The sequence below is a fragment of the Lysinibacillus fusiformis genome (assembly GCF_003049525.1).
Classification (GTDB): domain Bacteria; phylum Bacillota; class Bacilli; order Bacillales_A; family Planococcaceae; genus Lysinibacillus; species Lysinibacillus fusiformis.
This window is the reverse complement of record NZ_PYWL01000002.1, coordinates 494979-515108: the sequence shown is the minus strand read 5'-3', so window position 1 is coordinate 515108 and position 20130 is coordinate 494979. Positions and strand designations below refer to the sequence as shown.

At 39.2% G+C, this 20130-nt stretch carries 21 protein-coding genes and 1 pseudogene; 4 read left to right on the top strand and 18 right to left on the bottom strand.

The features are described from left to right. Window positions 1–21: 21 nt before the first annotated feature. The 3 genes from C9J29_RS07390 to C9J29_RS07380 form a co-directional block, all read right to left on the bottom strand. Entirely contained in the window at window positions 22–555 is a 534-nt protein-coding gene (locus tag C9J29_RS07390) for a cysteine hydrolase family protein (protein WP_008175838.1), read from the bottom strand. Window positions 556–664: 109 nt separating this feature from the next. Beyond that, window positions 665–1615, bottom strand: a complete 951-nt coding sequence (locus C9J29_RS07385) for a copper amine oxidase N-terminal domain-containing protein (protein WP_008175837.1) — start codon at window positions 1613–1615, stop codon at window positions 665–667. Window positions 1616–1733: 118 nt separating this feature from the next. Next, window positions 1734–3506: a glycerophosphoryl diester phosphodiesterase membrane domain-containing protein gene (locus C9J29_RS07380; protein ID WP_107921865.1), complete on the bottom strand. Its 1773-nt coding sequence runs from the start codon at window positions 3504–3506 to the stop codon at window positions 1734–1736. Between the two features lie 221 nt (window positions 3507–3727). Here C9J29_RS07380 and C9J29_RS07375 point away from each other — a divergent pair, with 221 nt between their 5' ends. Then, window positions 3728–3937, top strand: coding sequence for a hypothetical protein (locus C9J29_RS07375; RefSeq protein ID WP_089984854.1), 210 nt, complete (start codon window positions 3728–3730; stop codon window positions 3935–3937). 27 nt (window positions 3938–3964) lie between these two features. Here C9J29_RS07375 and C9J29_RS07370 read toward each other — a convergent pair whose 3' ends face one another. The 9 genes from C9J29_RS07370 to C9J29_RS07330 all read right to left on the bottom strand — a co-directional run bounded on the left by C9J29_RS07370 (window position 3965) and on the right by C9J29_RS07330 (window position 12202). Continuing rightward, complete coding sequence (locus C9J29_RS07370) at window positions 3965–5530, bottom strand: amidohydrolase (protein WP_107921864.1); 1566 nt, start codon at window positions 5528–5530, stop codon at window positions 3965–3967. A gap of 18 nt (window positions 5531–5548) precedes the next feature. Continuing rightward, entirely contained in the window at window positions 5549–6100 is a 552-nt protein-coding gene (locus C9J29_RS07365; RefSeq protein ID WP_008175833.1) for a biotin transporter BioY, read from the bottom strand. 148 nt (window positions 6101–6248) lie between these two features. Beyond that, entirely contained in the window at window positions 6249–6911 is a 663-nt protein-coding gene (locus C9J29_RS07360; protein ID WP_008175832.1) for a TIGR04104 family putative zinc finger protein, read from the bottom strand. Beyond that, window positions 6898–7416: a sigma-70 family RNA polymerase sigma factor gene (locus C9J29_RS07355; protein ID WP_043990017.1), complete on the bottom strand. Its 519-nt coding sequence runs from the start codon at window positions 7414–7416 to the stop codon at window positions 6898–6900. Before C9J29_RS07355 ends, C9J29_RS07360 begins: the two co-directional genes overlap by 14 nt. 124 nt (window positions 7417–7540) lie before the next feature. Further along, window positions 7541–8299, bottom strand: coding sequence for an ABC transporter ATP-binding protein (locus C9J29_RS07350; RefSeq protein ID WP_089984858.1), 759 nt, complete (start codon window positions 8297–8299; stop codon window positions 7541–7543). 3 nt (window positions 8300–8302) lie between these two features. After that, window positions 8303–10621 carry an ABC transporter permease gene (locus C9J29_RS07345; RefSeq protein WP_107921863.1) on the bottom strand — a complete coding sequence of 773 codons (2319 nt, stop codon included), beginning with the start codon at window positions 10619–10621 and terminating at the stop codon, window positions 8303–8305. Between the two features lie 38 nt (window positions 10622–10659). Next, entirely contained in the window at window positions 10660–11307 is a 648-nt protein-coding gene (locus tag C9J29_RS07340; RefSeq protein ID WP_008175826.1) for a TetR/AcrR family transcriptional regulator, read from the bottom strand. Window positions 11308–11508: 201 nt separating this feature from the next. Further along, the gene (locus tag C9J29_RS07335) at window positions 11509–11721 is read right to left on the bottom strand and encodes a helix-turn-helix domain-containing protein (RefSeq protein ID WP_008175824.1); all 213 of its coding nucleotides are present in this window, start codon (window positions 11719–11721) and stop codon (window positions 11509–11511) included. 10 nt (window positions 11722–11731) lie between these two features. Further along, window positions 11732–12202, bottom strand: a complete 471-nt coding sequence (locus C9J29_RS07330; protein ID WP_008175822.1) for a DUF2975 domain-containing protein — start codon at window positions 12200–12202, stop codon at window positions 11732–11734. A 166-nt stretch (window positions 12203–12368) separates the two neighbouring features. Here C9J29_RS07330 and C9J29_RS07325 point away from each other — a divergent pair, with 166 nt between their 5' ends. Next, window positions 12369–12923 carry a GNAT family N-acetyltransferase gene (locus C9J29_RS07325; protein ID WP_107921862.1) on the top strand — a complete coding sequence of 185 codons (555 nt, stop codon included), beginning with the start codon at window positions 12369–12371 and terminating at the stop codon, window positions 12921–12923. 46 nt (window positions 12924–12969) lie between these two features. Here C9J29_RS07325 and C9J29_RS07320 read toward each other — a convergent pair whose 3' ends face one another. From C9J29_RS07320 to C9J29_RS07310, 3 genes are all read right to left on the bottom strand, one after another. Continuing rightward, a complete protein-coding gene (locus C9J29_RS07320) occupies window positions 12970–14418 on the bottom strand; it encodes a tetratricopeptide repeat-containing diguanylate cyclase (RefSeq protein WP_036225173.1) in 1449 nt (482 codons plus the stop codon). Window positions 14419–14651: 233 nt separating this feature from the next. Continuing rightward, window positions 14652–15842: a hypothetical protein gene (locus C9J29_RS07315; protein WP_107921861.1), complete on the bottom strand. Its 1191-nt coding sequence runs from the start codon at window positions 15840–15842 to the stop codon at window positions 14652–14654. Beyond that, window positions 15835–16341, bottom strand: coding sequence for a sigma-70 family RNA polymerase sigma factor (locus C9J29_RS07310; RefSeq protein ID WP_089984866.1), 507 nt, complete (start codon window positions 16339–16341; stop codon window positions 15835–15837). The genes C9J29_RS07315 and C9J29_RS07310 overlap by 8 nt, the downstream gene beginning before the upstream one ends. Before the next feature lie 114 nt (window positions 16342–16455). On the opposite strand from C9J29_RS07310, the gene C9J29_RS07305 reads away from it, so the two are divergent. Beyond that, window positions 16456–16896 (top strand): MerR family transcriptional regulator, encoded by a 441-nt coding sequence (locus C9J29_RS07305; protein WP_043990015.1) that lies wholly within the window; start codon window positions 16456–16458, stop codon window positions 16894–16896. After that, entirely contained in the window at window positions 16883–17236 is a 354-nt protein-coding gene (locus C9J29_RS07300; RefSeq protein WP_089984868.1) for a DUF4260 domain-containing protein, read from the top strand. The genes C9J29_RS07305 and C9J29_RS07300 overlap by 14 nt, the downstream gene beginning before the upstream one ends. A gap of 56 nt (window positions 17237–17292) precedes the next feature. Here the strand turns inward: C9J29_RS07300 and C9J29_RS07295 are convergent, their stop codons facing one another. The 3 genes and pseudogenes from C9J29_RS07295 to C9J29_RS24475 all read right to left on the bottom strand — a co-directional run. Next, window positions 17293–18192: an RCC1 domain-containing protein gene (locus tag C9J29_RS07295; protein ID WP_107921860.1), complete on the bottom strand. Its 900-nt coding sequence runs from the start codon at window positions 18190–18192 to the stop codon at window positions 17293–17295. A gap of 386 nt (window positions 18193–18578) precedes the next feature. Beyond that, complete coding sequence (locus C9J29_RS07290; protein ID WP_043990014.1) at window positions 18579–18800, bottom strand: hypothetical protein; 222 nt, start codon at window positions 18798–18800, stop codon at window positions 18579–18581. Between the two features lie 507 nt (window positions 18801–19307). Then, a pseudogene (locus C9J29_RS24475) lies at window positions 19308–20075 on the bottom strand (PTS transporter subunit EIIC); the annotation flags it as partial. Between the last annotated feature and the right edge of the window lie 55 nt (window positions 20076–20130).

Genomic DNA, 20130 nt, shown 5'->3' with positions numbered 1-20130 from the left:
TATATTGATAGTTTTTTTTTGTTAATCAGCATGCTGGAACTCCGCAACTGGCTGAATTCGTACAAATCGATTGTGCCAGATACATTCATGGTGCTGAATGATTTGTGGTGCTGCAAGAACATCATTAGATAATGTACTGTGGGCATCCTCCACTAAAATATTGTGATGATAGCCATGACTGAAAGCACTACGAATCGTTGTATCAAGGCAAAACTCCGTTTGTGCACCAGCAAATATTAATTGCTCAATATGTTGCTCCTGCAAGTATTGGGCAAGCTCAGTTTGAAAAAAGGCATCCCATGTTGGTTTTTGAATCACCTTATCCTCCGCTTGTTGATGAAGACCATGATATAGCTCCCATCCAGGCTGACCGTAAGCGAAGTCTACATCCTCGGCATCAGTATGCTGAATAAAAATAATAGGTACTTCATTGTGGCGCGCCCATGCAATTAACGAATTAATATTGTTGATGACCATTTCGTCATTCCATAGATTCTGTTGGCTGTCTAAAAAGAAGGCTTCTTGTATATCGATAATGATTAGAGCTTGTTTCATAGGATTCTCCTTTATTTGCGACTTTTTCTTAATTATTGTACTGAATTTTTTATTGGAAGAAAATATAAAAAAAGAAGTACCTAGCGATTTGCTAGATACTTCAACCTCTTTATTTCATTAATTCTTCAACAAACTCAACCGGCACATATGTTTTACCACTCTCTAATAAAGCAGGTGCTACGTCAAATTGGCGAATCGCTTTATTATAGCCATATTCTTTTTGACCACGAGTAATTGTGTAGGAAACAGCACCTTTAGAAATAATTGCACCTTTAGGCGTTACTTCTACTTCAAAGCCAAGCTTTTCTACGATTAATCGTAGAGGAACCATTTTTGTCCCTTCTACTTCATAAAAATCTTTTTGAATAATCTCTTCAATGGCTCCATTATCTGGTGTTGGTTCAGGCGTTGGCACTGGGTCCACTTCAACTGGCTCTTCCTTCTCAATATTATCTAACACGATAACCTTTGAAGGTGGTGTTTGGGCAGGAATACTCATTGTTGCGATTGTATAGAACACTACTAAGTGCTGCTCTTCTAAATCACTAGCTTTTAGCTCTTTGCCAGAAACACTTTCAATTTTTGTATCTTCCCCCACATTTAATTTCAAATAATTGTCAGTATCGATTAAGTTTTTATCGAAGTAATCGACTTCCACACTGCCCATATTATCTTTTTCTACAATAATTACTTCTGGGTTATACTGTGGTGGATAAATAGCAAGCATAGGCTTTTTCGCATAAGAGTAAGCTGACACCTTATCCCCTTTTTGAAGCTTCACTTCTTTCCCCATATTGTCGAATACTAATGAATCTTTATCGACAACCACAATATTCGTCTGTTCACCTTCTACCACCGTATAGTAGGTTGCGTTGTCACGGACATCAACGTTTTCAACTTTTCCAGTTACTTTAACAAAAACTGGCTGAGCTTGTTGCTCGTTAGTTTCTGAAGTATTCACAACAGCCTCAACCTCGCTCGCTGATGCAGTTGGAACGCCCATTGCGCTCCCTACTAATAATGCTGTCATAGCAAATGGTACGACCTTCTTCATTTTCATACAAAAAGCATCTCCTTCATTTCACGAATTCATAGAAGTAGTCGTCCTCATATGAAAAAGGTTACAATATGACCAAATTTTTTTGAAAGCAGTCATTATACAGGTATCACATTCCTTATTAAAATATAAATTTCAATCGGTTTAGGATGCGTTGCAAGAAGTATTGATGTTCGCTTTGTTTTGTCCTTAAATCGTGGGCAACATCAGGATGATCGGTAATGACGCCGCTCACATTTTTCTCGATAAAGGTTTGTAACGAACGGTCATCATTCAGCGTCCACACGAATAAATCCATCGGGTTCTGCTTCAGCTCCTCAATAAGCTGCTCTGTTACCCATGACTCCTCTAAGGCAATGAAATCCACACCTTCTTCCATTGGACCGATATTAAGCGCGTAGACAATACCCACTCTTAGATTCGGTACTAATTTTTTTAATTGGGTCATTTTCTGTCCATCTGTAGATTGCACATAATACGAATCCAGGACCTTGTATTTTCGTAGCTTTTCCACTAATTTGGGTAACACATCTTCCGTTTCCTTGCCATGTACCTTTAACTCAATGAGTAACGCAACATCTAAAGCTTTAGCAATTTCGATACAATCCTCTAAAGAGGCAATTTTATCACTATAGCCATTTTGATGAATCGTTAACGTTTTTAATTCACTTAAGGTCATATTAGCAATGACCCCGTTTTTACCTGCCAATCGCCGCAATGTACGGTCATGGAATACGACAAATTCACCATCCACTGTTTGCTGAATATCAATTTCAATGAGGTCTGCACCGGCATTAGCCGCGCTCACTAGCCCGCTAATCGTATTTTCAACATTGCCAGCCACATAGCCTCGATGGGCAATAATTTTTGTATCGGGTGCATAGACACTTTTCTCTAAAGAATTGATATTGATCATACTTAATACTACAAACACAACAAAGCTAATGAGCAGTAAAGGTTTATAACGTCGTTTCCTATGCTTACCCGATTTGTTGATTTTCCCTATAACCGATGTATTGTAAGTAATGGCAACCATGACTTGTGAAAACATAGCCTGTAATAAACTAAAGAGCACCACAAAGACCATTTCTAAAAAGGCGAGCGTTAACCCCGCTGTCACCAATGCGGCATTTGGTAGCAAGCGTTCCATTAAATAAAGTGGAACCGTGCTAATTACCGTTATACTGAGCATGACGAATAGATGCCCTGTTAAAAGCATGACCAATAAGGCTAAAAGCTCCAATAAACCTCTTTTGGAAAATCGCCAGCTTTGCTTGAATGAACGTAAAATAGAAATGTTTGGCTGAATCGTAAAAATAGGTAACGTTAAAATACTCCGAATGCCGATCATTACTAAAATACTTGCCACTGCGGTATATGCTAACCTACCTGTTCGACTACTCATGATTTCTTCTGTTAAAAAATTTGGAAGTGAGATGGATTGGGTTAAGGTGAGTGGTAGCATGAAAGAAGCGAGTGGCATTAATAGAGCAAGATAGACGATTAAAAATAGTACTTGGACACTAAAAAAATAAACAACCTTACGATTCAGTTGTTGCCATATAGAAAAAAATCGATAGCGCATTCCTCTTTGTTGATGAAAGGCCATTAAAAATAAAAAGCCCATTTCATAATAAACAAATAATAAGAACAACAAGATTAATAGACAAATCATCATAATGACAAAGGGATGGGCCACAAAGCTTTGCCAATTTTGCTCGGTAATATGTGTATATCCTGTTACTCTGAGCATGAGCTTTAACATCGTAGAGCTTACAGGGATCATTAATAAAAACTGAAAGATTCTAATTAATGCGAAAACCTGTACATAGTCAAATCGATATATATAAATATTATAAACAGCCTGTCGCATTACTTGTCCTGCCTTGTGCACATAATCACCCCTGTTACAGTTAAAATCGCTCTCTTCTAACGTATGTTTTGACCGCCACGGCACAGTACTCAAAGCAATAAAATAGCAATATGTTCAAGTATCCTATGCAGCTTGGAGAGAAAAGATTTGTGTATTTATCGTGACGTTCTCCATTTTCTTGAAACTTTTCTCGAAGCTATCCTGTATATAACTAGATACCCCGTAGCGAAAGGAGCGCAAACATGAAATTCGACATTGGCGATATGATTAGTACAACGGTTCTTCTATGCCTGTTTTTAGCTATCTTTTTCGGCATGATTCGTATGATCAAAAAAATGAAAGCAACAATACCTGTGCCTCCTCCACCAACCATGCAACAGCAAGTAGAGGACTTAACAAAACGAGTGACAAGCTTAGAACACCAAGTAAATAATTTTACAAATAGGAAATAACTAAAAAAATCGCTGCAAGGTTACCCTTCAGCGATTTTCATATACAATCTTACCATCTACCACAGTACAAAATACTTCAATGTGAGGTAGTTGCTCTATAGCCACAGTGAAAATATCCTCTTTTAAAATCGTAAAATCGGCTGTATAGCCTTCTGCAATTTTACCACGACTGTGCTGCTGTCCAATGATTTCAGCCGCTCCCCCTGTATACAAATGGACCGCTTCGAAACGAGAAATTTTCTCCTTAGGATTATAGCCATCATGTTTTTCTCCCACATTACATCTTGTGACAGCAGCATAGATTCCGATTAATGGATTCGGTACTTCAATCGGCGCGTCACTACCACCAGCCACCACAAGTCCACGGTCAAGAAGTGACTTTAAAGGATGTAAGCCTTGAGCGCGCTCCTCTCCAAGCTTTAATAGCTCGGCGTCATACTCCCCCTGTACAAATTGCGGCTGCATATCGATAGCAACAGGCAATTCAGCTAGTTTAGTTAATATGCCCTCATCGACCAAGCTACAATGGATTACCCGATCAAGCTGACCAGCCTGTGGTGGATGTGCCGTAAAAACATCTAAAATCAGTTCGATGGCTAAATCTCCGATTGCATGGACGGCGACAGTTTGTCCATATTGACGAGCTAGCTGCACATACTTCGTTAATTGCTCTGTCGTATGAATAAGCATTCCTGTATTGTCTGGATCATCATTGTATGGTTGACGTAGTGCTGCCGTTCTTCCGCCAAAGGCTCCATCAATAAAGATTTTCATGGCACCGAACTCCAAGAAAGGCGAGGAAGTAGTATCCAACTTTTCTACCTCCTTAAATACGGTATGATGCTGCAATAAATGAACTTTGAAAGATTGCTGAGATTCCACTATTTTACGGTAGGCTTGAATGGGTTGGCTTGGCGGTCCGTAATAGCTTAAATCTTCCGAATGACCTCCCACTAAACCATATGCTTGTAATGAGGCAACCGCTTTCACTAAAGCATCCTCTATATATACAGGTGTAATATGGGGCATCTGATTGACCACTAAATATAAAGCCGCATCCTTTAATACGCCCGTGAGCTGACCATCTATTTTTTCAACGATCCCCCCCTCTGGTGAAGGTGTAGCATTGGTAATCCCTGCAAAAGCAAGTGCCTTAGAATTAGCTAAAATTAAATGGTGACAGCTACGCTTGATGATTAAATAGGCTTCACCAAGCGCATCCAGCTCTGCTAAAGTTGGGAAAATGGGCTCTTCAAATTGGTTTTCATTTAATCCAATCGCTATGACCCATTCTTTGGGGGATGCCTTGGACATACGCTCTTGAAGCTTTTCAAGTAACGCCTCTTTACTCGTAATAGCCGATACATCAATATGCTTTAATTTTTCCCCGTAACCAATAATATGTAAATGACTATCTACAAAGCCTGGATACATGACATTGCCTTGTAAATGTCGAGTAGAAGTAGCTAATGGCGACAAGCTCTCCACTGAGCCTGTCGCCACAATTTTCCCATCTTCTTCAAGGACTGCTTCTACTGTTTCACCAACCTGAGCCATCGTGTAAATCTTTCCACCTGTCCATAATGTTGCCAAAACAATTCCCCCTATGTCCTATGCTATTGCTTCAATTAAATGTGCTCTTTCTAAGCGGCGACGGACAATCACACCAATCCATGCCGCCATTACCGCTTTGACAATCCCTACTACTATAAATGGTGCAGTACCACCCAAGAAGGCTGCTGTCCATGTATAATCTGCTACGATTTTTAACCATACCGTACCAAATGATAACGTAATAATCATGCCGATGATATTTGCAATAATCGCTTGGGTAAATGTAATACCAAATTTATCTAAGTATAAGCCCATAATAATCGCTGTGGCAAGGAATCCTACAATATATCCCCCTGTCGGACCAACTAAAATCCCTAGACCTCCAGACATTCCACTAAACACTGGTAAACCAGCTGCTCCTAGTAAAATATATAATAGAACAGATAATGTTCCTAATCTTGTCCCTAAAATAGTCACGACAATGCCGACTGCTAAAGTTTGTCCTGTAATTGGAATTAGAGGTAGTGGAATGGTCACCTGTGCCAAAACAGCAATAATCGCTGCTCCAAATGCCGCTAACACATATTGATATGTACTTCCTTTTTTCAATGTAAAAAGCCTCCCTTTGCTATACGTTAACTAACAATAAAAATAAGTTAACACAAATATAAAGCAAATGAAAACGCTTGTCAATGTATTTTGGTGTAAAAAAAAGAAATTGCTAGATAACTATCGCAATTTCTCTTCGCTATTATTATTACCATAAAGGTTCATTCATAGAATCCTTGTCTTGTAGCTTAAAGACATATGGCACGACTTGATAAAGAAAAATCAGCACCCCTACTAGAAAGAAAATAAAACCGATGAAGTAGTTATGGAACACATGTTGCAACATAATGAATAGTGGTATCGGCATTGAAAGCATGCCCCCTAATTGCATGGATTTTTTCGTACGATACTGTTTTTGTCCACAATGAGGGCACACAATTTCTCCATTTTTGCGATACAATTTGCGTGCCTCCTTTTCAGACCAGCTCTCCCCGCATTCTATACAAATAGGAAGTCCATATCCTTTTTTTAGTAATACACGCTTGACAATATAAGCAGCACCGATAAAAAAGCCCAACAACAAAATTCCTCGAACATAATCAGAATTGAATATTGTCCACCAGCTCCAGGCATCGGACTGTATAGTTGCTGCTTGGTGACCTGTGGAGCGCTGTTCCTTCTGCTCTGACAAAAGATAACTAAAACTAATGACCAATACAGTAAAGGTTGCTAGTACGACGCGGTACGTCCATTGATTACCTACTTTATGCTTTCCTTTCCGTCTAGCCTTTTCTGCGATTAATTGTTTACGCTTCTCAGAGAATTTTATATCTTGTAGTTCCTTTAATAGCTCTTCTTTAAATTGATTCATGACGTAGCACCTCCCAATCAAAGTCACCGATTGCTGTTGCCAGCTGTTTACGCGCTCGTTGTAGCCTTGTACGAATTGTCGCTTCTGGGCATCGGACAAGCTGTGCAATCTCTACAGTTGTCATCTCCTCAAAATAATACAAAATTAGAACCTCACGATAAGCGACCGATAACGTAAATAACGCCTCTGTCAGCTCTTGTTTGACCGACTTCTCGAGCACTTCCTTCTCTGGTGTAATCGCCGTTGTGCGGCCCGTAATCTTTTCAAATAATGTCAGGCGTTTACTTTTCCAGCTCCGTAAATAATCATGGCTCCGATTGACTGTCATTTTTACTAAATATGTACGCAATGATGCTTGCCGGCGAAACTGCTCCTGCTTTTGATAAAAAGCGATGAACACATCCTGCACAATATCTTCCGCTGTCGCTTTATTCTTCACATATAAATAGGCGACCTTTAGTAAGTAATCCCCATGCTCCTCGATCACTTGTTCAATATCCATCATTGCTCTCACCTACTTTCTATACTACTGACGGACGCTATTGCAAAAGCGATTCATTTTTTCTAAAAAAAATAAAAAATCCGCAACGGCTACTGCCAAGTCGTTGCGGATTTTTTGAATTCATCTATTAAATACCAATTTCTCGCATCGTCGTTGCAACTTTTGCCATTCGATCATTCAAATCTTTACCGATGAATGGTGGTAAACGCAATTCACTGATGATAGAACCATCACTCATAAAGAGAATACGCTCCGTTCGTGCAGCTATTTTCGGATCATGTGTCACAAGCATAACCGTTGTACCTTCTTGATTGATAGAGGCTAGAATATCCATAATTTCCTGAGCAGACGTTGAATTCAATGCGCCTGTTGGTTCATCACCAAAAATCATCGATGGACTACTAATTAAAGCACGGCAAATGCCTGCCCGCTGAAGCTGGCCACCTGAAACCTGCGTAATATCACGCTTTGCTAAGTCTGCAATCCCTACTTTTTTCATGATGCTTTGTGCTTTTTCCGTTAATGCATCCACATTTTTTCGCTGATCACGTACTGCAGGTAATACTATATTATCAAGGATATTTAAGCTTTTAAGAAAGGTTGGCTGTTGAAACACAAAGCCCATTCGCGTTCGGCGGAGCTCGGCTAGCTCCTTGTCATGGAGTGTTGCTACATCAACTCCATCAAAAGAAACCCGACCATGATCAATGCTATCCATACCACTAAGAGCATACAGTAAGGTTGATTTGCCGCAACCTGAGGGACCCATAATAGAAACGAACTCGCCTTCATATAAATCGATGGATACAGCCTTTAAAACCTCATGTCGTTCTGTTCCGACCTGAAATGACTTGACTATTTGTTCACCAGTCACAAGTTTTTTCATGTTCTACTCCTTTATATAATCCATTATTTTTAATTGTCCCGCCTTAACAGTCCCAATAAGCGTTGCTAGAAGTACGACGCATAGGAGGGCTAATGGGCAAAAAACATAGGCAGCTAGTGGATTAATTATAAAATTAAATGAAGCTGCACCAAAGGATGCAATGACCGTGGTCGTCAGAATTTCACCTAATGTGTTGGCGAGCAATGTCCCCACAAAAATAGCCAGTATTAAGACAACAACTGATCGTGCCGCATATTGTATGGAAATATCGACGTTTGTAAAGCCAATCGATTTCAAGATAGCGATGGGAGATCGATCCTTTGCGATCAGCATTTTCATAAACAACAGTGTCACCAGCACACACATAAAGAGAGCTACTATAAGTGCCGCACTCGATACTTGCTTCATAGAGCCGATGGTCGTTCCAAATGTTTGATAAATATATTCATCAATGCCTGAAACCTTGGCAAAATGGAAGCTATCTGTATACTCTGCAACCTTTTTTTCGACTTCCGATTGTTTCGATAGCGAACCATAGAAGACATTCCACATACTTTCTGTGGAATCATCAGAGAATGCTGCCTTCGCTGTTTTTCCACCATTTGTAATATCCGAATAGATGCCACTTACGGTTAGGGTTTTCGTTTCACCTTGGATGATAAGTAAAATGGTATCGCCCACTTTTTTTTGAAGCTCCTCCGCATTAAGAACAGAAAGTGCTATTTCATCCTGAGCTCTCGGCGCACTCCCTTGCGCATATTCTACTGGGAAAACGGTATGGTCGCCCAACTCAATTTTTAGACTTTCTTCCACCCCATTATTTGTAATGGTTGTAAACTTTTTCGTCGTCAAAACCGTATAATCTGTAATATCTTGATCACGCTCTAGCGTTTTGACCACAGTTGTTACATCCTGAACATGTTGACTGCCTTGCGAAATATCGATGCGGATGTCGCTATTGCCAATCCCCATATACGTAATAAAATTTTTGGAGGAAATGGTATGGTATAAATTTTGAGGCACAATGATAATAAAAGTTGCTACTATGAAGACAGTGAGCATTGTGGCATATAAACCTTTACGGGAAAGCACATCCTTCACGCCTAAAAAGAGATTGATTGGAAGGCTTTTATTGGAGCTAATATTTAGCCACTTCCCATGTTTTGCTTTACTTTGTATCACGCCAAATCGGATAGCCTGAACAGCCGAAAGCTTGCGAAACTGTTTCAACATTAATTGTACATAAATTAGGATAGAAGCAAATACTAGCACCAGACCGATAATGGTGAATAGCCAGACCAATGATGTATTGGCTGTATCCCCCATATATAGGCGGATATTGGCTAAAAGAATATCCCTCACCATAAAGGAAAGTATAAAGCCAAGCACACAGCCAATTGCCGCTATTACACCATATTTTGCAAAATACATTTTCTGAATATCTGAAACACGTATACCAATGGCCTTCATTACACCGATTTCACGATAATCCTCTTCCATTTTAGTTAGCAATGTAAAACGGATACACATAAATGCAATGACCACCACGAGTACGCTGATTAATAAAATAACAGCGATCATCAAACCATCCGATATGGCATTTAGCATTTTGAAGAGCGGCCATGTAATCGTTGGTCCGTTCGCTTCTAAATGTGCACGATGATAGTCCTCTTCAAAGCTTCTTAAATCAGCCAAATCTTTCAAACGAAACTCTATTAAATATTCAATAGTGCCGGCTGCCTGAATCGCTGCATAATCCTCTTCACTCACGAGGAATCGCTTGGATGATGCTAACATGGAATTCATTTGCGAATCCCGTAAAAAACCTGCAACCGTAAATGGCTTATTATGGACCATCACTGTATCACCTAGCTTGGCTGTGCCGTCCTTCATATAGCCTACAGGTACATAAATGTCTCCGTTATCCGCTTCAATTACATGGCCATCAAGGTCTAGTAAAAAATCAAACTTCTCACTTTGCGTAGTCAGCCCATTGTCCTGAACATTTTGTGCAAGTGTGTTGCCTGCAATGTTGATCTTGGTACCATCTACATTGAGAAATTCGTTGATCTGAAATTCATCCACCAGCTCATTTCGCTCGGCAAAGTCAATGAGATGCGCTTGATCGATAGTACCCGAATGCATCTGTAGAAAATGTGGTGTTTCCGCTTGCTTTAATAATGTATCAATAGAAGTTGATAAATGAACAATAAGAACGGCCGAAAGCGTAACAAGCATAGCCGCACCTGCTACAAACAGTGTTGTCAAACATGTAATCAGCTTACTATTCGCTATATCATTCCGTACAATTTTGAAATACATAGGTCACCCCTTTGTCAGTTTTAAGACCCTAAGTACAATTATTTCGTCCCGTCTTCCCCTTCATGACCAAACATTTTCATCATGTACAACAAACTACCGCTTTCCACGCCAAGCATTCGCTCCACATTGAAGATAAATGCTGGGACACGAGCAGCCCGCTCTTCATCTGACAACAACACCAAATCATCATCAAAAACGGTATTTGTATATGCGACAATCATCTCCATGCATTCGTATGGGTAGGGTGTATGATAAATCCCTTGTTCAATACCCTCACGGATGATACTCGTCAATAATGGCGGTACATGATTCATGACCACCTGCTGTATTTTTCGATGCATTAATGCATTTTGCGGCTTATGAATATGGTCCATAATTTCCTGACCATTTTCATTCTGCATATTTAATGCCATCACAGCCCTCAATATGCGCTCATTCACCGCAATGCTACTATCCCGTGCCACTGCCCTTGCCCTCGTTAACATCGTTTCCGTATAACGTTCGATGAGGGCATCCATAATATCTTCCTTGGATTTAAAATGATAATAAAGAGTACCGCGTGCAATTCCTACTTTTTCAAGAATATTATTTGTGCTAGTGCCATCAAATCCCTTCTGCGTAAACAGTTCATCTGCTGCATCTAAAATTTCATTTCTGCGTTCTTCTGCCTTTTTCATTTCCCTCATCTTAACAACCCCTTATAATCGACCGACTGACTGTCGAATTATCTTAGCTTTATCGTAGCACAACTATATTCCATATGGCAATATTTTCTACAGTCTTTTTTCAATAAAAAAAGCTACCTCGTTCCAATTAAATACGGATGACCCGCCAAGAAAAAACGACAAAAGCCATCGAGCGTGCTCGACGGCTTTTACCTACAGTCTTTATTCTTCGTTCCTTTTATATTCTAAAATATCCCCTGGCTGACATTCTAACGCCTCACAAATCGCCTCTAACGTTGAAAAGCGAATCGCTTTCGCCTTACCATTTTTCAATATAGAAAGATTCGCCATCGTTATGCCAACCTTCTCTGAAAGTTCTGTTACACTCATTTTCCGTTTTGCCAACATGACATCAATATTGATAATCATCGCCATAGTATTCACCTCAAACCGTTAAATCATTTTCTGATTTGATATCGATGGCATTTTTTAGAAGCTTTTGAAGAACAGCAGCAAAAACTGCAACTACAAAAGAAGCACCAATAATGACCATTCCAATAAGTATAAGACCTGGGGCATCGTCTACTTCCGCAGCATAGTATATCAGTGGCATGCCAACCACGTAAACACTACTAATGACAATTGCACAATATTTAATTTTAATTAAAGCTTTCACTGATAGCTCTGAAAATGCAATGTTTTGATCAATATAGCTTAGCAGCTTGATCGTCGTATATAGAGCAACAAAATAAGCAATTGCCGTTGCATAGACGCCAAGTAATGCAGTAATTGTTAAGACCGGTGAATGCTGAGCTGTATCTAAAGCAACACGTGGCACCACCCATATACATAAGGCAAAAACCGGCAACCCCATTAGAAAAACAGCAATCTTTAAAAAGAGTGTTTCCCGTTTCATATTACGCACCTCTTTTATTTAATATCCTGTTCAATTTACCATATAATTTATCGTTTTTCAATAAATTTTTATCTAATTTCATGGTATTAATAATATCCATTATTTGGTTTATTTTTCTTTTTATTGTGCTATAATCGTTTTTATCATTGTTGAAGGGGGTATTTCAATGAATTACCAAGCTGCAAAAAAAACAATAGAAACAGAGCGTCTCATGCTCCGACTATTCACAGAAGCGGATGCACCTGAAGTAAGTGCATTGTGTAATAATTTTGCTCTATATAAAAGCACGTTAAATTTACCTTATCCCTATACCTTAGACTGTGCATTGTCATGGATTTCCAATCATCAACAAAATTTTGAGCAAGAGCAGCTCTATGAATTTGCCATAACGGACAAACAAAGTGGGCAATTATACGGGGCCATTGGACTGTCGAATCGTCAGCAACACCAAAATGGAGAAATGGCTTATTGGATTGGTGAGCCGTATTGGGGAATTGGCTATGGAACAGAAGCTGCCCGTGCCATCATTGAATTTGCTTGTAAGGAAAAACAGTATCATCGTGTTTATGCGCAGTATTTTCTTTCCAATCCTGCCTCTGGCAAAATCATGGAGAAGTGTGGCATGCAGTATGAGGGAACGTTAAAGGATCATGTTTTTAAAAACGGTACTTTTGAGGATATCATATTTTACGGCATTATTAATCCTTACCGTAGCTTGTAAACGTACATGAAAGAGGCACCTCCTATAAAGTTATGCCTCTTTCTCTTTAAATACCATTTCCCACATCACAATAATGGTTATAGTGTGTAATTTGGTTGCGTCCATTACGCTTCGACTTGTAAAGCGCTTCATCCGCATGTTGGATAAGCTCTTCCACTATCTTTATCTTGCCAAAATCATTAGTACTAACACCAATACTAAATTCCAATTGAACTGTTTCACCATTCACCGTAAGTGACAAAGCCGTTAAGGTTTGATAAAGATTGTCGGCCAATGTTTGCACCGTTTCTCCCTCTTTTACTTGACTGAGGATTATAAACTCATCTCCACCAAAACGTGCGACAATCGATTCAAAGGGTTGAAAATAATCTTGCAATGTTTTGGCGGTATTCGTTAATGCATCGTCTCCAAATAGATGACCATTCATATCATTAATTTCTTTAAAATGGTCTAAATCCACCATCATTAACGCTAATTGCTGATTACCTTCAGCTGCTTTTTCGAGCATCCTCTTTGCATTTTCATCAAAATAGCGTCGATTGTAAATATTCGTCAGCGGATCGAAATAAGCATTTTTTTCAAATTGCTTCTTATGATCGTTATACTCCATTTCAAATAATACATGAGAGTAATTTTCACGTTGAATTTCTAACAAAATATTAATATATTCTTTCTGAACAGCACATAAAACAATTTTATTGCCCTGATCCTCTATAAGCTTCACTAATGAATTATAGATAATTTGAAGCAAAGACAGATCATTGTTTTGCAAAGCATAATGTTTAGTCTTTTGATATAAATCAATAGCTTCACTTACACGTCCCTGTCGTTCACAGAGAATGGCATAGGCATTGAAAACCTCTAATTGTACTTTTGAATAGGGTGGGTTATGAATCGTGGCTAGTAGTTCTTGTAATAGTACATTGGCCTCATCAAACTCATCCAGCCATATAAGTGATACGGCTAGGTTTGTTTTTGGATACATAATTCCTGTATAAGGCTCTTTATGCTGCACTTCAAACGCATTCGAGTAATAAAGACTTTTTAAGGCGAATTCCTTGGCTGTACGATAATTGCCCATCGATATTTCCAAATCGCTTAGATTATTATAAATTTTCCCCAAGCTCTCCACATGTTGAATAGATTCAGCAATTTTTAAGCCCTTTAGCATCAGCTCTTCAGATTTCTTTAAGTGACCAAATGTCCCCCAATAAATCGCGGCTATATTATAATACTGAATGAGGTCAATATCATTGCCATGTTGAAAAGTTAGCTCACGATATTGTTCAAGTACACTAATCGATAGCTGTAAATCACCTGTTTGAAAATAACTGGCACAGCTATAGCGTAATAAAAGGATTGCCTTATCATACATTCCAAGCTTAATGGCACTTTCGATTGCGGCACTACTTATTTCTATATATTCTAAAAAACGATCCGCGTTATATAATTCATTGAGCGTAATCCATAATTCTTCAAATTCTTGTACGTTCATACCGCTCCCCCTTATCTTCAACCTTACTTCTTTAATACTACCTGCATGAATAAAATATTACAATTCTTTGGACTCATTTATTTTTACAAAATTAAGCAATTAATACTAGACAAACAAATTATTGTGTATATTATCCTATGTTTCTAATTTTATATTTTAATGGTAAATTTAACATAGTACTTTCACTATAATTTTCTCGCTAACAAAAAACAAGCCTCTTTCACAGAGACTTGTTAAGATTCTTCTATACCTAATAATTCTTTTAATTTCTTGGCCTTTTCGGAGCTTAATTTGATTTCTCCACTCCCTATCTTTTGGAGGTAAAGTGAACCTCCATAGCCTTTCCATATTTCAATACGCACCCCTTCCACCTGAAGGGAGTAATCAGGGGGCCTTCGCATATAGTCAGCCATCTGCCAGGGCATATCCTGCAAGAATTCAGCTACTTCTTGTTCATTTTGCAGATTTAGCTCTACAGTGACATCAGGCTCTAATACCTCCACATCGTTTAATAAGCCATATATCCTGACAACCCCATTTTCCTCTATGCTACCCGTTTCAGTCGAATGAAGGGTAATATAGTCCCCTTGTTCTACAGGAAAATCGGCTAATACAGGGTACCAGTCAGCTTGCTCATACTTTTCCTCCAGCTGTTCTTCTGTCATATGATCGAAATCTTTTGGAATAATACCCTCGATAAATAAAAAGGCATTTGACTCAACCTTTGCAACGGTTCCCACTAAAGAGGTGCCAGATGTACTAGGAGGGTTCACGATGTTATTTTCCTTTTGAAAGGCCGTCGCCTGTTCAGCAAAATTCATTTGGAAATACCGAATAGCCTCAATATCTGCTACGCCTTTATAGGCATAAAAAGTTGGATATTTTTCCTTATACATCGCGTAGAGCTTCGTTCTAGCTGTATACATTGGCAGGAGAGGTTCCATATAAACATCCACATATTTACTCGGTTCTACACCTCGAAAAAAGGCTTTATTTTTAGGTGATTGCTGTAGCATTTCCATTTGCTCAACGAAGTTTTTCCTCTCCGTCTCAAGTTCATCCTTCGTATAGGTAATTCCTAATGACTCTGCAAAAAAATATGCGGCAACAAGCTTCTCATACGAACGATAAGCCTCTTCTTTATAATATTCCTTGTTTTGATTGGGCCACATCATTTGTGTTATACGCTCAAAATGATCTAGCTGTGTTTCATGAAACCATATAGTCGTCTGGGTCGTTTCCTTCCCTAACAGCTGTACCAATATAAAACCTGCCACACATAGGGTGAGCACGACCGATAAAAGTGTGAATCGATAAGGCTTCTTGTTGGAATTCTTAGAATGTAGCACATGTTGTTTAACACGTTCTTTGCTACTCGTCATATCCCCCGATACTTTCACCAATTCTTTGTGTACTTTATTCATCCTTTAGCACCTCCCATTCGTCCTGTTTTAGATAGGACCTTAATGCCTCTCTTGCCCGTCTCAGCCTTGTTTTCACCGTATTATCTGAAACCCCTAATAATCGGGCAATGTCATGTATTTTCATTTCTTCAAAATAATAAAGAACAATCGGCTCTCGATACAGAAGTGATAGCTTTAATATTGCCGCTCCCACAGAGGATCGCTCCTCCGCCACGACTAGCTCATCACGCTGTTTATTCCACTTCATAGGAAATACTTTTTCTTGTACAAGTAGTTTTTTATAATGCCAGCTTTTTAAATAATCCTTGCTTTGATTAATCGTTAAAGTGGATAAGAAAGCGCGTAGCTGCCCACGTTCCTCATAATTACACTGAGAGAATTTAATAAAAACCTCCTGTACAATATCCTCCGCCGTTTGCCGGTTCTTTACGTAAAAATAAGCGAGACGCAATAAATGCTCTCCATGTTCATCAATGATTTGTTCAAGTATGCCACCCACCTACCCTCTTACACAATAAACGATTCCCAATGAATCTCCGTTTCAAATTTTTTCTAAAAGTGTATTGACCTTGGAGCATACTCCAATGTTAGGATGATTGTAGGAGGTGCTCATATGAAAATTAAACAATTTGCCGAGAAGTTTCAATTATCCACCGATACAGTCCGTTATTACGAAAAAGAAGGACTCTTACATCCACAGAAATTAAACAATGGTTACCGTGTGTATGATGGCACATGTGAACAGACCATGAAATTTATTCTCGTCCTACGCCAGCTCGGCTTTACCTTACAAGAAATCAACTATTTACTGACACTCGAAAAAAAACCTATATCCACAGAGTGTAATGAAGAAACGGTACAACTATTTTCTGCAAAGATTGCCCATATTGAACAGCTCATGCACTTTTATCAGCATGCACGACAATCGCTACAGCTAACTAAAATATTAATGGCTGATGGACAATTTAAAAACAATCAAGAAAAAATTAATTCACTTATTGAAGATATGTACCAAAATTTACAGGAAGGTCGTGGTTACAATGAAACTACGTAAAATTATCTCTCTAGAATATGTCATCGCCTTTATCTTGACGGTCTTTTTCTATGCGCACTTAGATTTTTCATGGCTATCATTTATTTTATTTTTATTGCTGCCTGATATAACTATGGCCGGTTATATAATCAATTTAAAAATGGGTGCCCTTTGCTATAATACGGGGCATAGCTTCTTCATACCCGCTATCCTTCTCGTAATTGGCTATACGCTCTCCATCCCAACACTACTGATGGTTGCCTTGATTTGGCTGGCACATATTTTCTTAGATCGAGCACTCGGTTATGGCTTAAAATATGATGAAGCCTTTACGAAAACACATTTACAGCAGATAGCATAATGAACAAAATGAAGTATTAAAAATAGGAGCTTGGGTATCCACGCTCCTTAAGGGATCTATACATGTTCATTTACTTGAATGTCCTGCCAACCGTTTACATCACATTGGCCATACTCATTTTCACCGACTACAACCACAGTACCGTCAGATTGAAGGCCAAGTGTATGAGCGCATCCCGCCGCAATTGCCACAATATCTCGCCAGCCACTCACTTGACATTGGCCATGCTTATTCGAGCCTGCAGCCATCACCGTCCCGTCAGCCTTAAGCCCAATGGTATGATAACTACCCGCTGCAATTGCCACAATACCTTGCCAGTTCATAACTTCACATTGTTCATGTTTATTCGAGCCTACAGCTATCACCCTGCCATCCCGCTGTAGACCAATTGTATGTAGATAGCCTGCAGAGACTTCCACAATATGACTCCAGTCGTTGACATCGCATTGACGATATCGATTATTCCCCACTGCCACTACCGTTCCATTAGCACGAAGACCGATTGTATGCCAGTCACCTGCCGCGACCGCTACCATATCCCTCCAACCACTTATATTGCATTCCCCCTCCTTATTTTTCCCCACTGCCACCACAGTCCCATCTGCTGTAAGCCCAATGGTATGGCACCAACCCGCAGCCACTGCCACAATATTGCGCCAGTCACTGACATTACACTGATCATGCTTATTCCAGCCGACCGCTACCACCGTTCCATTCACGCGAAGACCAATTGTATGCGTGTTCCCCGTGTTCCTCGCCATATGAACATTACCAGCCCTAACCGCTACAATATCCCGCCAGCCGCTTACCTGACATTGACCATATCGATTATCACCTGTAGCCACCACAGTCCCATCCTCTCTAAGCCCAACCGAATGGCGGCACCCCGCCGTAATCGTATCTTTCGGCCACCTTTTCACCTTTAGCACTGCTTCGTTCGATGCCATAAAATCCATATTTCACCTCCAAGTGTATATGTAATTCGATTGTTTATTATGTAAAATGAATAATCATTGACCCATCATTTGTACGCGTATATTTCTATTATCACTTATCACAAAACATAATCACATTATAAAGAGCTGGAACAATCCATGCGAGTGCTAAACTTATCACTGCAGCCCATTTAGTTTTCCTCATTTTCCTTTTTTAGATAAAAACGTTAACATAAAATAGAAGTAAAGAACCATAAAAAAGGGCAATCACTTGAGCATGACCATGAATAAATGTAATCTACGATAAAACTTCCTTTTAAAAACCTTTTTACTTAAATATTGTAATAGATAACGTAATCGTACTATAAAAAGCAGGATCCTCAACCGAGATCCTGCTTCTAAACTTTTTATATTAATCGTTTTAAAAGTGATTCATAAAGCCCTACCATCAATAATCCAATCAATATCGGAATAAGTGAAGTAAAGCTGAAATAAAAACCGACTTCATCATATCGGCCCGTAAAATGAAATTGTAGCCAAGAAACTTGATAGGTATCGCCTACCCCGTATAAAAAAATAGTAGTAAATAAAAACAATGCAAGACTCTTCAACCCCTGTGCCCTTTTCATAGCATCACCTCATTGAACAAATTCCATTTGTTGTGCATAGCTTACAAGATCCTCAATCGTTAACTCTGGATTTTCGCCAACGATACTATACTGGTAGCCGTTTTCTTGCCAAGCAATCGAGCGGAAATTTTTATCATCCATAACCGTTCCTTTTTGTCCTCGAATATCCATCTCTTTTTCATTTAAGATGGGACCAATTTCACTCATACTCTCATCCGCTTTAAAAATAGTGATGAAAAAAGCTGGCTGCCCATCTAATCCAAAGTCAAAGGAATATTCTGGTCGATCCTCTAATCCTTTAACCATTGAAATTTTATCTATAGAAAGGCCATTTTCTTGCGGAACCATTAAAAACTTTTCTAGTTGTTGCTTTGCTTCGTCCAATGAAATTAATTCTGAAGTATCTTCACCGCTAATTTCTTGGATCGTTACATCCTCTGGTAGATCAAGTATAAATTGTTGATCATCTATTTTTTCATCAACAATTATTTTTGAGTATTCAGTGATCATCGCAAGACAAGCCGCTGGTAAACCGAACATCATAATTGGGAAGAATCCAGCTTGGAAATGTCCAGCTGTTGGATCACCTGCTAAGAAACGATTAATATCCCCTTTCACAATTTCTCCCGCGGCATTCGTAAATTCACCGAAGTCGAACCAAATAACCGTATTGATTACATGGTGAAGACCAACTGGTATTAATAGACGGTTGAAGAAACCATACATCCCAACACCAAGTGATCCTGCACCGATCATCCAATTGCCGACAGCATCAATACCGCCCTGAATTGGTCCCCAAACGATCGCTAAAATACTCGCTAAAATCGCCATGGTGATGGACGTAATTATTGGTACAAACCGCCGTCCACCAAAGAATGATAACCATTCTGGAAATTTCACATTATAATATTTGTTATACAGTAACCCTGCCGTAATACCAGCAATAATACCGCCAAATACACCCATATTTAATTCTTCATTAACCGTCCCTAAAACGGCTATTAATACGAGGTGAGCAATCGCACCCGCAAGAGCGGCTCCCCCACTGCTATCATGTGCTAACCCCATCGCAATACCAATCGCAAAAATAATAGGTAAATTGCCTAGTATAGCATTTCCAGAAGCGGCCATAATACTAGCAATATACTGAATGGCTTCATTCGGTACTGCTCCAAGCATATCCCCAGAACCTAAACGCAAAAGCAAGGCTGCTGCCGGTAATGTCGCGATTGGAAACATAAGTGACTTACCGATTTTTTGTAAGAAAGCAAACATTCTTTTTCCCCCTTTGGTATAGTTGTCTAGACCACTTTTATGAAAAAAAAAGCGT

What these genes read in the sequence shown, in the direction of transcription:
- C9J29_RS07330 (WP_008175822.1), bottom strand. Translation starts at nt 12,202, where the DNA reads ATGAAACGGGAAACACTCTTTTTAAAGATTGCTGTTTTTCTAATGGGG.
- C9J29_RS07295 (WP_107921860.1), bottom strand. Translation starts at nt 18,192, where the DNA reads ATGGATTTTATGGCATCGAACGAAGCAGTGCTAAAGGTGAAAAGGTGG.
- C9J29_RS07340 (WP_008175826.1), bottom strand. Translation starts at nt 11,307, where the DNA reads ATGAGGGAAATGAAAAAGGCAGAAGAACGCAGAAATGAAATTTTAGAT.
- C9J29_RS07375 (WP_089984854.1), top strand. Translation starts at nt 3,728, where the DNA reads ATGAAATTCGACATTGGCGATATGATTAGTACAACGGTTCTTCTATGC.
- C9J29_RS07320 (WP_036225173.1), bottom strand. Translation starts at nt 14,418, where the DNA reads ATGAACGTACAAGAATTTGAAGAATTATGGATTACGCTCAATGAATTA.
- C9J29_RS07335 (WP_008175824.1), bottom strand. Translation starts at nt 11,721, where the DNA reads ATGGCGATGATTATCAATATTGATGTCATGTTGGCAAAACGGAAAATG.
- C9J29_RS07385 (WP_008175837.1), bottom strand. Translation starts at nt 1,615, where the DNA reads ATGAAAATGAAGAAGGTCGTACCATTTGCTATGACAGCATTATTAGTA.
- C9J29_RS07345 (WP_107921863.1), bottom strand. Translation starts at nt 10,621, where the DNA reads ATGTATTTCAAAATTGTACGGAATGATATAGCGAATAGTAAGCTGATT.
- C9J29_RS07300 (WP_089984868.1), top strand. Translation starts at nt 16,883, where the DNA reads ATGAAACTACGTAAAATTATCTCTCTAGAATATGTCATCGCCTTTATC.
- C9J29_RS07290 (WP_043990014.1), bottom strand. Translation starts at nt 18,800, where the DNA reads ATGAAAAGGGCACAGGGGTTGAAGAGTCTTGCATTGTTTTTATTTACT.
- C9J29_RS07305 (WP_043990015.1), top strand. Translation starts at nt 16,456, where the DNA reads ATGAAAATTAAACAATTTGCCGAGAAGTTTCAATTATCCACCGATACA.
- C9J29_RS07355 (WP_043990017.1), bottom strand. Translation starts at nt 7,416, where the DNA reads ATGATGGATATTGAACAAGTGATCGAGGAGCATGGGGATTACTTACTA.
- C9J29_RS07350 (WP_089984858.1), bottom strand. Translation starts at nt 8,299, where the DNA reads ATGAAAAAACTTGTGACTGGTGAACAAATAGTCAAGTCATTTCAGGTC.
- C9J29_RS07325 (WP_107921862.1), top strand. Translation starts at nt 12,369, where the DNA reads ATGAATTACCAAGCTGCAAAAAAAACAATAGAAACAGAGCGTCTCATG.
- C9J29_RS07390 (WP_008175838.1), bottom strand. Translation starts at nt 555, where the DNA reads ATGAAACAAGCTCTAATCATTATCGATATACAAGAAGCCTTCTTTTTA.
- C9J29_RS07315 (WP_107921861.1), bottom strand. Translation starts at nt 15,842, where the DNA reads ATGAATAAAGTACACAAAGAATTGGTGAAAGTATCGGGGGATATGACG.
- C9J29_RS07360 (WP_008175832.1), bottom strand. Translation starts at nt 6,911, where the DNA reads ATGAATCAATTTAAAGAAGAGCTATTAAAGGAACTACAAGATATAAAA.